Raw genomic sequence first — 14,034 nt, 5'->3', positions numbered from 1 at the left:
AAATAAAAATTGACGTTCACGTTGTTTGTTTCGTTCAGTTTTCAAAGAACTACTTAGTCGCTCATTTGCGACTTCCTTATGTTAACATCTTCATTTTTCGATGTCAACTAAGTTTTTTAATTTCTTTTTTGTCGTTTTCTGCGTTTCTGCATCAGCGACGTTTATTAATTTATCATATCCTTACTCTTAGCGTCAACACTTTTTAATAAAAAATTCTTTTTCTTACATAACGAATACATTCTTCCCTATTAGCAACTCTCCGAAATAAACAAAAAATGATTTTATACCTTTCTTCCATCGCCTTTTTTACAACGCTATGTATACGCTCATCTTCAAAATCAAATAAAAGTTCCTCTAACTCTCTCTTCAGTATGTATTCAATTTCTTTTTTCTCTTCCTTCGTCAACATAATCCCAAGCAAATTATCACCCCAATAACTCCTTACGTGTACCGATAAACGCCCCACTCATTTTCAATTATCAATACTGTATCATCAAAAAACAAAATTCTATCACTCATTATATCCACCACTTACGATATTAATCCCTTGTTCTCTTTTTTTAATTTAAAGCATATATGTAACTGAAAAGGATTGGACAAAGGGGCGTAATATTATGTTTTTCTTTTTTATTACGAGTAAAAGAACATTTAAACACATTAGCTTAATAATCGTACTTTCCTTATTTACAGCATGGCTACTCTTTTTAAAAACATATTCACATGAATCTACTTTTTCAACTGCTACTGGCCCTAAAGTGATTTACAAAGGGGACACTGCAAAAAAACAAGTTGCATTCACGTTTGACATTAGTTGGGGGGACAAAAAAGCTATTCCAATCCTTAATACACTCAAAGAAAGAGAAATTAAGAATGCAACCTTCTTTCTCTCTGCTGCATGGGCTGAAAGACACCCTGATATTGTCGAACGCATCATGAAAGATGGACATGAGATTGGTAGTATGGGCTATAATTACACATCCTACACTTCACTAGAAGCAAATGAAATACGACGAGATCTTTTGCGGGCACAAGATGTTTTTACGAAACTTGGCGTAAAACAAGTCAAGCTATTACGTCCACCTAGTGGCGATTTTAACAAAACAACTCTTAAAATAGCGGAATCACTCGGATACACCATCGTTCATTGGAGTAACAATTCAAATGACTGGAAAAATCCCGGCGTAAATAAAATCATTTCCACAGTCTCTAGCAATTTAAAGGGTGGAGATATCGTCTTATTACATGCTTCTGATTCTGCCCTTCAAACAAATAAGGCTTTACCATTACTCTTACAAAAATTAAAGAGCGACGGATATGAACAAACATCTGTATCACAACTTATTTCCAACACAAGTACAAAAAGTGAAGATATTAAGTAGTTCCTTTCTACACGGTTCTTCACACATAAAAAGCTCTGCTATCTTTTGTTAAGATAGCAGAGCTTTTTTATCCTAGCATTTACAGACGATAAGAATCTGGATAATTAAAAATCCACTCTCCTCATTAAGCTGACTTACTCTTTTGTCCAATTAAACGATGCAATACAAGTAACTGATATGAATTACATAATAAAAGTGGTATCACCATTAAATATAACCAATCTGTATCATTAATCCGGAGCGCTGGTACCCATTCAAGAATTGTTACAACAACCATAAAGAACAGAGCGGGAACGAATGCTTTTTTATTCGTTTCTTTACTCTTTATATAAGCGACAATTGCCCCAAACACAAATAACATCCCAGCAACAAGTATGTTATTCCCTAATGAAACTTCCCCATTTGCAACAAGTACTGACCTTAAATAAACGAAATCAAACAATACGAACGCAATAAAGAACAGTTGCACTGTATTCCATAAAGAAGATGACCGAAACATACCTAATCCAAAACGATGGATCGTTAAATACGCAAAGAACCCCATTTGACTTATAACACTAAAAATAAATCCTACACCCATCAACCAAAAGGAAATTGCTAAAATCTCTTTTCCGTCGAAATTTCGAAAAAATTTAGCGTACTTGTCCCACTCTAAAACAAAACCAATAAAGACTGTGCTAATCCCACCAAGAAACAACGTCGTAAAAAATAGTCGTACCCACTTGCGGCTATTCACAACACATCCCCCATTATTCTTATATTTCTAATTAAATTGTAACAATGACAATTTCAAAAAGCTAGCCATGTTAATGTATAAATTCCTTAAAGAGATTTATATTAAAAAAAGAGAACTTTGCTGAAAGGAGCTCCAACTTATGAAACGGATGCTGCTCGTTTTGATTTCTTCTTTTCTATTTATAGCACTAGCGGCATGTGCACAAGAAAAAGAAGCAAAATCCGAACTTGATTATGATCAAACAAAAAAAATGATTGTTGATATTTTAAAAACCGATCAAGGAAAAAAAGCGATCCAAGATGTATTAACTGATGAAAAAATGAAACAAGCACTCATACTAGATGAAACAGTAGTAAAGAAAACGATTGAAGATGCACTGGTATCTGAAAAAGGGCAACAATTCTGGGAAAAGCTCTTTAAAGACCCTGAGTTCTCATCGAAATTTGCTAAAAGTATGGGAAAAGAACAAACAAACTTAATGAAAACTTTACTAAAAGATCCTGAATACCAATCAGGTGTTATAGAGATTATGAAAAATCCTGAAGTAGAGAAAATTATGTTACAAACAATGAAGAGTAAAGAATATCGTCAATATTTACAGCAAGTACTAACTGAAACTGCCGAAAGCCCTCTCTTCCAAGCTAAGATGATTGACATCATTAGTAAAGGTGTACAAAAAGCCGAAAAAGGTGGGTCTGATAAGAAAGGCGCAGGTGGTGAAGGCGGTTCTCAAGATGGGAACAAAGAACAACAATAAAAATTATAGCAATGAGTGGACAATGTATATATTGTCCACTCATTACTACTTTACTTTTGTGTAACAGCTGTTTTATCAATAACTGTCTCAGCTATCGTACGATAAATGAGACCCGTTGTATGTGTATCTTCATATACTGACGGCGCAAAGTCCTCTTTATTCCAATCAGGTTGTTGAAGTGGAATTCGGCCAAGTACATCCGTTTGGAGTTCCGTAGCCAATTTATCTCCTCCACCTCTTCCAAACACATACTCTTTTTCACCAGTTGCTTTACTTTCAAAATACGCCATATTTTCAACAACACCAAGAATACTATGTTCTGTACGTAAAGCCATGGCTCCAGCGCGCGCTGCTACAAATGCCGCTGTTGGATGCGGCGTTGTTACAATAATCTCTTTACAAGCTGGCAACATCGAATGTACATCTAAAGCAACATCACCCGTACCTGGTGGTAGGTCCAATACTAAGTAATCTAAATCACCCCACTCTACTTCTGTGAAAAAGTGATTTAACATTTTCCCAAGCATCGGTCCTCTCCAAATAACAGGTGCGTTATCTTCTACAAAGAATCCCATTGAGATTACTTTCACGCCTAGACGCTCCACTGGTATTATCTTATCACCTCTTACGATTGGACGTTTTTCTATACCCATCATATCCGGTACACTAAAACCGTAAATATCCGCGTCGATGATACCAACCTTTTTGCCTAAACGAGCTAAAGCAATTGCAAGGTTAACAGAAACAGTTGATTTCCCTACTCCACCTTTTCCACTTGCCACTGCTAAAAATGTTGTATTTGAGTTCGGTGATAATAAGGATTCACTTTTCTCTTCCTCTTGCGGTGGTGCAAACTGAGCTAATTCCTCTTCTGTAAATTCTGCAAAACGAAGTCCCACTGTTGTTGCTCCAAGTTCTTTTACTAACTTTACAATCCCAGACTGCAACTGCATTTGTTCCGCTGTACCCGTCTTTACAATTGCAATTTTAACACTTACATGTTCCTTCTCAGGCTTGACTGTCACCTCTTTAATTGCATTTGTTTCTTTTAACGTTTTATGTATAAACGGATCTACAATCCCTTCCAATGCTTCCACTACCTGCTCTTTTGTTACCATAATTAGCCCAGCCCCCTGTATGAAAAATAACGTATTGTTAATTAAATTTATCTCTCTTTATTTTTAAAATAAATGCGTTTACATTTCCAGTATAACATATTTTCGGAAAACTTCGTTAACGAGAGAAACTCGAAAAAATCCTCCTTATTCTGGAGGATTTCCTTTTTCCGTAAAATAACGTAATATACCACGATATATTGCAGCAGCTACTTTTTGTTGGTATTTCTCCGAATTTAACATATATCTTTCATTCACATTCGATAAAAAGCCAGCCTCAATTAAAGCACCTGGTGTTTTGGCATACTTCAATAAATACACGTGAGGAATTGTTTTAGCAGAACGATTCGTATTTTCTAAGCTTGTTCTCAATTCAGCTTGTATAAATTTCGCAGCCCGTTCATTTTCAATCGAAGAACGATAGTAGAACGTTTGTGCGCCTTTAGATCCACTACTAGTTAGGGCATTTAAATGAATACTCGCAAAAAAGTCTACATCAGGCTTATTAATGATCTCAACACGCTTTTTTAAATCCTCTGCTTTACGTCTACTATATGACTTTGTATCTTTATTAGCTAAATCATAATCTCCTTCACGCGTTAAAATAACTAAAGCACCTTGTTCTTGTAAATAATCTTGTACCTTTTTTGTAATCTCAAGTGTAATGTCTTTTTCTACAATATCCTTTCCACCAACAGCCCCTCCGTCTGGCCCACCATGCCCAGCATCTAGTACAATCACTTTCCCTGATAAGGGTAAATTCCAAGCTCGCCACGATTTTGTAATTTGAAATTCTTGTTTAACTAAAAAAAACAAAACAACCGCAGCGAGCGCAAAAGAGATAATTCGAATTCTCTTCATACCTTTCCTCCTCCAGCTAGTCCCTCTAATTACTTATATGGGACAAGAGGAAAGTTTATGCTTGTCTTAGTGTAGCTTTAATCGATATCTTCTTTCGCCTTTTTCATAGCCTTCCTGCCACCACAAGCCGATAAACTGCTGGCAAGATTCAAAAAGCAATTCCTCGTCTTGCAACTTAATTTCACGTATAGTCATACTCGTTAAAAATTGAAATAACGTTTCAGTTAATTGTTGTTCTTCTTCTAAAGCCCTATATTTCACATCAAAGAATGATTCGCCATGATAACCAAATTTACTGTATCTCGCTCCTAATAAATAAGATTCTATCCCTAGTTCAATGCAATAATCTTCATACTGACGATGAAGTTCTTGCATCTGAAAGGCATCACGAATATTTAAACGCAATGTTTTTAATGATAATTCTCGCAGCATCTTCCGCTCGTATTTTAACTGCTTTTCTTTTTGTTTTTCTTGTAAGCTGACAATGACATTCATAGTACTTATAAACCTCCCTAATACGTATTAGTCTAAACTTCTAAAGAAGAAGCATACGTAGGACGGTAGCACTAAAATATTCCAAGCTAAAAAAATTACAAAAGAAGAATTAAACATAAAAAAACCCCAACCAAAATGGTTGGGGTTTGTAGTTCGCAAAAATTAACGTTTTGAGAACTGAGGTGCACGACGTGCGCCTTTAAGACCGTATTTTTTACGCTCTTTCATACGTGCGTCACGAGTTAATAGACCCGCACGTTTTAATGTTAGACGGTATTCTGGATCAGCTTTTAATAAAGCGCGAGAAATACCGTGACGAATAGCACCAGCTTGACCAGTGTATCCACCACCATTTACGTTTACAAGTACATTGTAGTTACCTAAAGTTTCTGTTGCAACTAGAGGTTGTTTCACTACTTCACGTAATGCAGCAAATGGGATATAGTTTTCAAAATCACGACCGTTAATAATAACGCGTCCTTCGCCTGGAACTAGGCGTACGCGCGCTACTGAACTCTTACGACGTCCAGTGCCATAGTATTGAACCTGTGCCAAAGTAAGCCCTCCTTTAATTAATTATCCGCGAAGTTCGTAAACTTCTGGTTGTTGTGCTTGGTGTGGATGCTCTGCTCCAGCATACACGTTTAATTTCTTAGACACTTGACGTCCTAAACGTCCTTTTGGAAGCATGCCTTTAATTGCAAGCTCTAACATTTGTACAGGGTAGTTTGTACGCATTTCTAGAGCTGTTCTTTGCTTAAGTCCACCTGGGTGGTTAGTGTGACGGTAGTAAATTTTATCGTTTAATTTATTACCTGTTAAATGAATTTTCTCAGCGTTAATAATAATTACATGATCACCCGTGTCAACGTGTGGTGTAAATGTTGGTTTGTGTTTACCACGTAAAATGGATGCTACTTCAGTAGATAGGCGACCTAAAGTTTGACCTTCAGCATCAACCACATACCATTTACGCTCAACTTCGTTAGCTTTTGCCATAAAAGTCGTACGCATGTGTTTCCCTCCTCGTTATCTTTTCCATAGAAAAAATCTATTGTTTATCTTAAACACGATTTCCTTCCGGGGCTAATCGTGGTTTTAGAAACAATACCATATGTTATGATATACTTTTGAGTTTCTAATGTCAAGCAAATGTTACACCAGGATTAGTTGTTATAGTTTACCCGCCATAAGTAAAGTCCATGACCTGGAGCCATCTTTCCAGCAAACTGGCGATTTTGTTTCGCTAAAATCTCTGGAATACTATCCGGATCAAGCTTTCCTTGACCTACGCTAAGTAACGTACCAACAATAATTCTGACCATATTATATAAAAATCCATTACCTACAAAGCGAAAAATTAATTCATCGTCTTGCTCAATTAATTCGATTTCATAAATTGTTCGTACTTTATCTTTTTTGTCAGTTTTTGCCGAACAAAAAGAAGTAAAGTCATGCGTTCCAATAAAATAAGGAATCGCTTTTCTTATAGAGTTTATTTCGAGTGGATATGGATATTGATATACATAATTTCTACGGAATACATCCGCAGTCTTTGATAATAATACACGATAGCGATATTCTTTTTTCTCGACACCGTAACGTGCATGAAATTCTTCTGTTTTCTTCTCTACCTGCCTGATAATAATATCATCCGGCAACATTGTATTTAAAGCATTACTCCATTGCCACTCTTCAAGAGACAAAGGTGTATCAAAGTGTATCACTTGTCCTTTGGCGTGAACGGTAGAATCCGTTCTGCCTGATGCCTGCACACGAACAAGTTCTCCTTTATGCAACTTCCGCAATGCTTTCTCTATTTCTTGTTGAACAGTCCGATGCTGTGGTTGAATTTGGTAACCACAAAAATGAATGCCATCATATGCAACTGTACATTTTATTCTTTCCATTTCTCTATTCTCCATTACGACCGCACCCATGCCAAAATACAAGCTAAACAAAGTAAGCTTACAATTGTTACTGTATCACTTATTTTCCAGCGTAGTTGCCTAAATTTAGTACGTCCTTCGCCACTTTTATATCCACGAGATTCCATCGCAATCGCTAAGTCCTCTGCACGCTTAAAAGCACTGATAAATAATGGAACGAGTAGTGAGATAATAGCTTTCATCCTATCTTTTATCGGTCCCCCGGCGAAATCAATGCCACGTGACGCTTGTGCTTTCATAATTTTACTCGTTTCATCCATTAATGTCGGGATAAAACGTAGTGAAATTGACATCATTAATGCGATTTCATGAACAGGAACTTTTATACGCTTGAACGGCTTTAATAACGTCTCCAACCCATCTGTAATTTCAATAGGTGTCGTCGTTAACGTTAATAATGTCGTCATTAAAATAATAACGAAGAATCGTATAGAAATGTATATTCCTTGCTCTAATCCTTTTTCATGTATCGAAAACCAACCAAGCTGGAATAGTACTTCCCCTTCTTTATTTGTAAAAATATGCAGGAAAAATGTAAAAAGAAAAATCCACAGAATTGGTTTTAAGCCCGAAAGTACATAACGAATCGGCACTTTTGCAAAAAATAAAGCAATGAGTGCATATAAAAATAAAAATCCATATGAAATCGCATTATTTGCTAAGAAAACAACAAATACATATAAAAAGACAATCAACAGCTTCGTACGAGGATCAAGTTGATGAATGAGTGACTGACCTGGAATATATCTCCCAATAATCAACTGCTGCATGATTCATGACCACCTTTTCGTAACACCTGTACAACTTCATGAGTAAGATCCTCTAAAGATAAGGTAGCCTTCGAAATTGAAATACCAAACTTCTCTTCAATTGCACGTTTATACTTTAAAGACATTGGAAGATCCACACCGATTTGTTCTAATTCATCAGCATATGAAAATACTTCCTCTGCTCTTCCTTGCAAAAAGACCGTTCCTTTATGCATGACCACTATTTGATCTGCATACTTAGCGGCATCCTCCATATTATGGGTAACAAGAATGACTGTAAGCCCCTGTTCCTTATGCAAATTGTAAAACATCTCCATGAGCTCGTGCTGTCCTTTTGGATCAAGCCCTGCTGTAGGTTCATCTAATACAAGCACTTCGGGTTCCATCGCAAGTACGCCTGCTATTGCAACACGCCTCATTTGCCCACCGCTTAATTCAAACGGAGAACGTGCTAATAACTCTATGTCCAATCCAACAAGCTGGATTGCATCTTTCGCCTTTTGTTTTGCCTCTTCTTCAGATACACCAAAATTAGTCGGTCCAAAACAAATGTCCTTTTCAACTGTTTCTTCAAATAGTTGATGTTCTGGAAACTGAAAGACAACCCCTACTTTTTTTCGTAGCGGCTTAAGCTTTTTCTCTTTCTTCCCTGCTGAAATTAAATGTTCACCAATTTGAACCGTACCATTTGTCGGCTGCAATAAACCATTTAAATGTTGAATCATCGTCGACTTACCTGAACCAGTATGACCGATAATGGCATAATAGCCCCCACTTGGAAACGACACGCCTACATCATAAAGTGCGCGTCTTTCAAATGGAGTTTTATATTGATAACGATGTTCTACTTTTTGGAATGTAATCTCCAAAGTTCGTTCACCAAGCTTTCCATTGTAAGATGCGTATTTTGCAAGTGAATTTCATTTCTTTTTAATAATTCTGCTATTTTCACCGAAAAAGGTACATCTAATCCAATCTCTTGGAGCATATGAGAGGATTTGAAAATTTGCTCTGGAGTACCTTCCTCTAATATTTCTCCCTTGTTCAAAATAATAATACGGTCTGACTGTGCCGCTTCTTCTAAATCGTGCGTAATCGATAATACCGTAATACCCTTTTGATCAACAAGTTGTCTGACCGTTTCTACTACTTCACGTCTCCCCTGAGGGTCTAACATTGAAGTTGCTTCATCTAGTATTAAAATAGATGGTTGAAGTGCTAGAACACCTGCTATTGCGACTCGCTGCTTTTGTCCACCAGATAACGAATGGGGTTCTTCATTTAAAAAATCTTCCATACGGACAAGTTGCAGAGCTTGTTCTAGTCTTTCTATCATCTGCTCCCTTGGCATTCCGATGTTCTCTAGGCCGAATACAACGTCATCTTGTACTGTCGTTCCAACAAATTGATTATCTGGATTTTGAAATACCATGCCAATTTGCTTTCGAACATCCCATACTGTTTCCTCTGATAAAATCATTGTATCATTTAAAGTAATTTTCCCTGATTCCGGTAAAAATAAGCCATTCAATAATTTTGCAAGTGTAGACTTCCCTGAACCATTTTGTCCAATAACAGATACCCATTCTCCTTCATATAAGGAAAACGAAACATCTTTTAATGCATAAGAGGCTGCCCCAGGATATTGAAATGATATATTTTCTGTCCGAAGTTTCTCTTTTTTCAATACAAGGCACCCTTTCTTTCGTCAAGTTAGCCTATTTTTATACTTAAAAAAAAAGGGCCATGACCAGTTACTTGAAAAGAACTGTCCTGCCCTTTTAATCATCATTATACTAACTCGATAATTACCATTGGTGCTGCGTCTCCGCGACGTGGACCAATTTTTGCAATACGAGTGTATCCGCCTTGGCGCTCAGCATAGCGTGGAGCTACATCAGCGAATAATTTTTGAAGTGCATCTTGACCAGTCTCAGCGTTAGCAACCTCATTACGGATGAAAGCTGCTGCTTGACGACGAGCATGAAGATCTCCGCGTTTACCTAAAGTGATCATTTTTTCCACTACAGAACGAAGTTCTTTTGCACGAGTTTCTGTCGTTTGGATGCGCTCGTTGATAATTAAATCAGTAGCTAAATCACGTAACATAGCTTTACGTTGCGCACTTGTACGGCCTAATTTTCTGTATGCCATTCGTAGTTCCCTCCTTTGTTGATGGGTTTAAATCCTCAGTCGTCTTTACGTAAACCTAAACCTAATTCCTCAAGTTTATGTTTAACTTCTTCTAAGGATTTACGTCCTAAGTTACGAACTTTCATCATATCTTCTTCTGTTTTGTTCGCAAGCTCTTGTACAGTATTAATTCCTGCACGTTTTAGGCAATTATAAGAACGAACAGAAAGATCTAGTTCTTCGATAGTCATCTCAAGAACTTTTTCTTTTTGATCTTCTTCCTTCTCGACCATAATCTCAGCATTTTGTGCTTCGTCAGTTAAACCAACAAAGATATTTAAATGCTCAGTTAAGATTTTGGCACCTAAAGAGATAGCTTCTTTTGGCCCGATGCTTCCATCCGTCCATACATCAAGCGTAAGCTTATCATAATTAGCCACTTGTCCGACACGTGTCTTTTCCACTTGGTAAGTCACACGTGATACTGGAGTATAAATAGAATCAATAGGAATTACTCCTATTGGTTGATCTTCGCTTTTATTTGCATCAGCTGGCGTATACCCACGGCCACGCTTTGCAGTTAAACGCATGCGGAAATGCGCATTTTTTGCTAACGTCGCAATGTGTAAATCTGGATTTAAGATTTCAACATCACTATCGTGAGTAATATCAGCAGCTGTGACAATACCTTCGCCCTGTACATCGATTTCCAACGTCTTCTCTTCTTCAGAGTAGATTTTAAGAGCTAACTTTTTCAAGTTTAAGATCATCGTCGTAACGTCTTCTACTACGCCCTCAACTGTTGAAAATTCGTGTAAAACGCCATCGATTTGGATAGCAGTTACAGCGGCACCAGGGAGTGAGGATAAAAGAATACGACGTAAGGAGTTACCCAAAGTAGTACCATATCCACGCTCAAGCGGTTCAATCACGAATTTGCCATACTTAGCATCTTCGTTAAGTTCAACCGTTTCGATTTTCGGTTTTTCGATTTCAATCATTAACTAAACCCTCCTTCAAAACGTCGAAACCCCGGTTAAACAAAGGAAGAACCTCTGTTTAACCGAAAGTCCCCCTTAGGCAGTTCCCGATTGTGCACAACAAGCGATGTTTCTGTACGAAATTTCTCGATAATGCATCATATCCATTATAGACAAAAGGGAAAATTCTATACAGAAAAATTACACACGACGACGTTTTGGTGGACGACATCCATTATGAGGAACTGGAGTAACATCTCTAATTGCTGTTACTTCTAGACCTGCCGCTTGAAGAGCACGAATTGCAGCTTCACGACCAGCACCAGGACCTTTAACAGTAACCTCTAAAGTTTTTAAACCATGCTCCATTGCAACTTTAGAAGCAGCTTCAGCAGCCATTTGCGCAGCGAATGGAGTAGATTTACGAGATCCACGGAAACCAAGTGCACCAGCACTAGACCAAGAAAGTGCGTTACCATGAGTATCTGTAAGTGTTACGATTGTGTTGTTGAAAGTAGAACGAATATGAGCTATACCAGCTTCAATATTCTTTTTCACACGTTTTTTACGAGTGTTTGTTTTACGTGCCATTGTTAGTTCAACCTCCTTTACTTATTATTTCTTTTTATTTGCTACTGTACGACGTGGACCTTTACGTGTACGAGCATTGTTTTTAGAGTTTTGACCACGAACTGGTAAACCACGACGGTGACGAAGACCACGGTAAGAACCGATCTCCATTAGACGTTTAATGTTAAGAGATACTTCACGACGAAGGTCTCCCTCAACTTTAATACGATCGATGATATCACGGATACGTCCTAATTCATCTTCCGATAAATCACGAACTCGTGTTTCCGAAGAAATACCAGCTTCTGTAAGAATTTTTTCAGCAGTTGTGCGACCAATGCCGAATACGTAAGTTAAAGAAATAACAACGCGCTTGTCACGAGGAATATCTACACCTGCGATACGTGCCATTTTGAATGCACCTCCTTCTGATTAACCTTGTTTTTGTTTATGTTTAGGGTTTTCACAAATAACCATTACTTTTCCACGTCTACGAATAACTTTACATTTTTCGCAGATTGGTTTAACTGACGGTCTTACTTTCATGTCTCGAACCTCCTTAAAGATTACGGAGTGCTATATTATTTAAAACGGTACGTAATACGACCACGATTTAAATCGTACGGAGATAATTCTACCGTAACTTTGTCTCCTGGTAAAATACGAATGAAATTCATACGGATTTTACCAGAAACGTGAGCCAATACGACATGCCCATTCTCTAATTCTACTTTGAACATAGCATTTGGCAACGTTTCAAGAACGGTACCTTCGACTTCAATTACATCATCTTTAGCCATTCAATAGTTCTCCCTTCTTCAAATCAGTAACATTTTACACTGCTCTGAAATCCCGGAGAGCCAGCTACTTATAAAGTGGTAAGGATTTCGTATCCTGCTTCTGTAAGAGCAATCGTGTGCTCAAAATGGGCACACCATTTACCATCTACCGTTACCACTGTCCAGTCATCAGATAGTGTTTTTACATATCGTCTTCCTTGATTCACCATCGGCTCAACACAGATGACCATTCCCGGCTTTAATCTAGGGCCTCTATTTGGTGGACCATAGTGCGGGATTTGAGGGTCCTCATGTAAGTCTTGCCCGATTCCGTGACCAACATACTCCCTAACGATCGAGAACCCATTCTCTTCAGCATGTGTTTGAACCGCATGCGAGATATTTGATAATCTTTCGCCTGGTTTTACTTGTTCTAGACCAAGATACAACGATTTTTCTGTGACATCAAGTAGCTTTTGAACAGATTCAGAAATGTTTCCAACTGGATACGTCCATGCAGAATCACCATGGTACCCATTGTATTTCGCACCAATATCGATACTGATGATATCGCCCTCTTCGAGCTTACGCTTCCCTGGAATCCCGTGTACAAGCTCTTCATTTACAGAAGCACAAATGCTCCCCGGAAATCCGTTGTATCCTTTAAAAGATGGCGTAGCACCATATTTTCGAATCGTCTTTTCCGCTATTTGATCGAGCTCTTTCGTTGTAATTCCTGGAGTAATATGTTGTTTCAACTCTTGATGAGTTAAAGCAACGATCCTGCCAGCTTCTCGCATGATTTCTATCTCGCGAGGAGTTTTGCAGATGATCATTACGCTAAGTCTCCGATGAGAACATCGATATCAGCAAATACTTTATTGATATCTTGCTCACCATTAATGCTTTGTAAGTAGCCAAGCTCCTCGTAGAAATCAAGCAAAGGTTTTGTTTGCTTAATATTTACATCTAAACGATTTGCTACAGTTTCTTCATTGTCATCAGAGCGTTGATATAATTCGCCACCACATTTATCGCACACATCAGCTTTTGCTGGCGGATTGAATTCTAAGTGGTAAGTCGCACCGCATTCTTTACAAATGCGACGGCCTGTAAGGCGTGTTAATAACAACCCTGAATCCACATTAATGTTTAAAACATAGTCGATTTTTTTGCCAAGATCTTTCATAATCTCTTCAAGAGCTGATGCTTGTGCAACAGTTCGTGGGAAACCATCTAATAAGAAGCCTTTAATACAGTCTTCTTGGCTTAAACGTTCACGAACAATTCCAATTGTAACTTCATCTGGAACAAGCGCACCTTTATCAATAAAAGATTTTGCTTGTAAACCAAGTTCAGTTTCAGCCTTCATAGCTGCACGGAACATATCTCCTGTTGAGATGTGAGGGATGTTATACTTGGCAATAATCTGTTCGGCTTGTGTACCTTTACCAGCACCAGGAAGCCCCATTAAAATCAAGTTCATCCTTGTTCCCCCTCAGTACATGAG

Annotated in this window: 21 protein-coding genes; 2 read left to right on the top strand and 19 right to left on the bottom strand. The window is 37.8% G+C overall.

Annotated features, from left to right (window positions below; translation table 11 throughout):
- Nucleotides 1-202: 202 nt before the first annotated feature.
- On the bottom strand, nt 203-421 hold the full coding sequence (locus AB3X49_RS00370; RefSeq protein ID WP_033708173.1) for a hypothetical protein: 219 nt from the start codon (nt 419-421) through the stop codon (nt 203-205).
- Nucleotides 422-614: 193 nt separating this feature from the next.
- Between AB3X49_RS00370 and pdaB the strand changes: the two genes are divergently transcribed.
- Complete coding sequence (gene pdaB, locus AB3X49_RS00365; protein WP_367960102.1) at nt 615-1,379, top strand: polysaccharide deacetylase family sporulation protein PdaB; 765 nt, start codon at nt 615-617, stop codon at nt 1,377-1,379.
- Between the two features lie 124 nt (nt 1,380-1,503).
- On the opposite strand, the gene kbaA is transcribed toward pdaB, so the two are convergent.
- A complete protein-coding gene (gene kbaA, locus AB3X49_RS00360; RefSeq protein WP_012260175.1) occupies nt 1,504-2,115 on the bottom strand; it encodes a KinB signaling pathway activation protein KbaA in 612 nt (203 codons plus the stop codon).
- Between the two features lie 139 nt (nt 2,116-2,254).
- On the opposite strand from kbaA, the gene gerD reads away from it, so the two are divergent.
- Nucleotides 2,255-2,872 carry a spore germination lipoprotein GerD gene (gene gerD / locus AB3X49_RS00355; protein WP_002091554.1) on the top strand — a complete coding sequence of 206 codons (618 nt, stop codon included), beginning with the start codon at nt 2,255-2,257 and terminating at the stop codon, nt 2,870-2,872.
- Nucleotides 2,873-2,922: 50 nt separating this feature from the next.
- On the opposite strand, the gene salA is transcribed toward gerD, so the two are convergent.
- From salA to AB3X49_RS00270, 17 genes are all read right to left on the bottom strand, one after another.
- Nucleotides 2,923-3,990, bottom strand: a complete 1,068-nt coding sequence (gene salA, locus AB3X49_RS00350) for an iron-sulfur carrier protein/transcriptional regulator SalA (protein ID WP_002204569.1) — start codon at nt 3,988-3,990, stop codon at nt 2,923-2,925.
- A gap of 144 nt (nt 3,991-4,134) precedes the next feature.
- Nucleotides 4,135-4,848: an N-acetylmuramoyl-L-alanine amidase CwlD gene (cwlD, locus tag AB3X49_RS00345; RefSeq protein WP_002009721.1), complete on the bottom strand. Its 714-nt coding sequence runs from the start codon at nt 4,846-4,848 to the stop codon at nt 4,135-4,137.
- A 66-nt stretch (nt 4,849-4,914) separates the two neighbouring features.
- The gene (locus AB3X49_RS00340) at nt 4,915-5,343 is read right to left on the bottom strand and encodes a DUF2521 family protein (RefSeq protein ID WP_002029335.1); all 429 of its coding nucleotides are present in this window, start codon (nt 5,341-5,343) and stop codon (nt 4,915-4,917) included.
- A gap of 162 nt (nt 5,344-5,505) precedes the next feature.
- Nucleotides 5,506-5,898: a 30S ribosomal protein S9 gene (rpsI, locus tag AB3X49_RS00335; RefSeq protein WP_002009728.1), complete on the bottom strand. Its 393-nt coding sequence runs from the start codon at nt 5,896-5,898 to the stop codon at nt 5,506-5,508.
- Between the two features lie 21 nt (nt 5,899-5,919).
- A complete protein-coding gene (gene rplM / locus AB3X49_RS00330; RefSeq protein ID WP_002029337.1) occupies nt 5,920-6,357 on the bottom strand; it encodes a 50S ribosomal protein L13 in 438 nt (145 codons plus the stop codon).
- A gap of 152 nt (nt 6,358-6,509) precedes the next feature.
- Nucleotides 6,510-7,253 carry a tRNA pseudouridine(38-40) synthase TruA gene (gene truA, locus AB3X49_RS00325; RefSeq protein WP_367960100.1) on the bottom strand — a complete coding sequence of 248 codons (744 nt, stop codon included), beginning with the start codon at nt 7,251-7,253 and terminating at the stop codon, nt 6,510-6,512.
- A 14-nt stretch (nt 7,254-7,267) separates the two neighbouring features.
- Nucleotides 7,268-8,062 (bottom strand): energy-coupling factor transporter transmembrane component T family protein, encoded by a 795-nt coding sequence (locus AB3X49_RS00320; RefSeq protein WP_002124692.1) that lies wholly within the window; start codon nt 8,060-8,062, stop codon nt 7,268-7,270.
- On the bottom strand, nt 8,050-8,931 hold the full coding sequence (locus tag AB3X49_RS00315) for an energy-coupling factor ABC transporter ATP-binding protein (RefSeq protein ID WP_367960099.1): 882 nt from the start codon (nt 8,929-8,931) through the stop codon (nt 8,050-8,052). The genes AB3X49_RS00320 and AB3X49_RS00315 overlap by 13 nt, the downstream gene beginning before the upstream one ends.
- Nucleotides 8,907-9,749 (bottom strand): energy-coupling factor ABC transporter ATP-binding protein, encoded by an 843-nt coding sequence (locus tag AB3X49_RS00310; RefSeq protein WP_002009740.1) that lies wholly within the window; start codon nt 9,747-9,749, stop codon nt 8,907-8,909. Before AB3X49_RS00310 ends, AB3X49_RS00315 begins: the two co-directional genes overlap by 25 nt.
- 104 nt (nt 9,750-9,853) lie before the next feature.
- On the bottom strand, nt 9,854-10,216 hold the full coding sequence (gene rplQ, locus AB3X49_RS00305) for a 50S ribosomal protein L17 (RefSeq protein ID WP_000331490.1): 363 nt from the start codon (nt 10,214-10,216) through the stop codon (nt 9,854-9,856).
- A 35-nt stretch (nt 10,217-10,251) separates the two neighbouring features.
- Nucleotides 10,252-11,196 carry a DNA-directed RNA polymerase subunit alpha gene (locus AB3X49_RS00300; protein ID WP_002009743.1) on the bottom strand — a complete coding sequence of 315 codons (945 nt, stop codon included), beginning with the start codon at nt 11,194-11,196 and terminating at the stop codon, nt 10,252-10,254.
- 180 nt (nt 11,197-11,376) lie between these two features.
- The gene (gene rpsK / locus AB3X49_RS00295; RefSeq protein WP_002009745.1) at nt 11,377-11,766 is read right to left on the bottom strand and encodes a 30S ribosomal protein S11; all 390 of its coding nucleotides are present in this window, start codon (nt 11,764-11,766) and stop codon (nt 11,377-11,379) included.
- 24 nt (nt 11,767-11,790) lie between these two features.
- Nucleotides 11,791-12,156, bottom strand: coding sequence for a 30S ribosomal protein S13 (rpsM, locus tag AB3X49_RS00290; protein WP_002009746.1), 366 nt, complete (start codon nt 12,154-12,156; stop codon nt 11,791-11,793).
- Between the two features lie 21 nt (nt 12,157-12,177).
- A complete protein-coding gene (gene rpmJ, locus AB3X49_RS00285; protein WP_000868344.1) occupies nt 12,178-12,291 on the bottom strand; it encodes a 50S ribosomal protein L36 in 114 nt (37 codons plus the stop codon).
- 35 nt (nt 12,292-12,326) lie between these two features.
- A complete protein-coding gene (gene infA / locus AB3X49_RS00280; protein WP_001029884.1) occupies nt 12,327-12,545 on the bottom strand; it encodes a translation initiation factor IF-1 in 219 nt (72 codons plus the stop codon).
- A 68-nt stretch (nt 12,546-12,613) separates the two neighbouring features.
- Entirely contained in the window at nt 12,614-13,360 is a 747-nt protein-coding gene (map, locus tag AB3X49_RS00275; RefSeq protein ID WP_000582542.1) for a type I methionyl aminopeptidase, read from the bottom strand.
- Entirely contained in the window at nt 13,360-14,010 is a 651-nt protein-coding gene (locus tag AB3X49_RS00270; protein ID WP_002124689.1) for an adenylate kinase, read from the bottom strand. Before AB3X49_RS00270 ends, map begins: the two co-directional genes overlap by 1 nt.
- Nucleotides 14,011-14,034: the final 24 nt, after the last annotated feature.

It is taken from the genome of Bacillus sp. C30 (assembly GCF_040838255.1).
Taxonomy (GTDB): Bacteria; Bacillota; Bacilli; order Bacillales; family Bacillaceae_G; genus Bacillus_A; species Bacillus_A mycoides.
The sequence above is the reverse complement of the archived record's forward strand: the minus strand, read 5'-3'. Positions and strand labels throughout refer to the sequence as shown.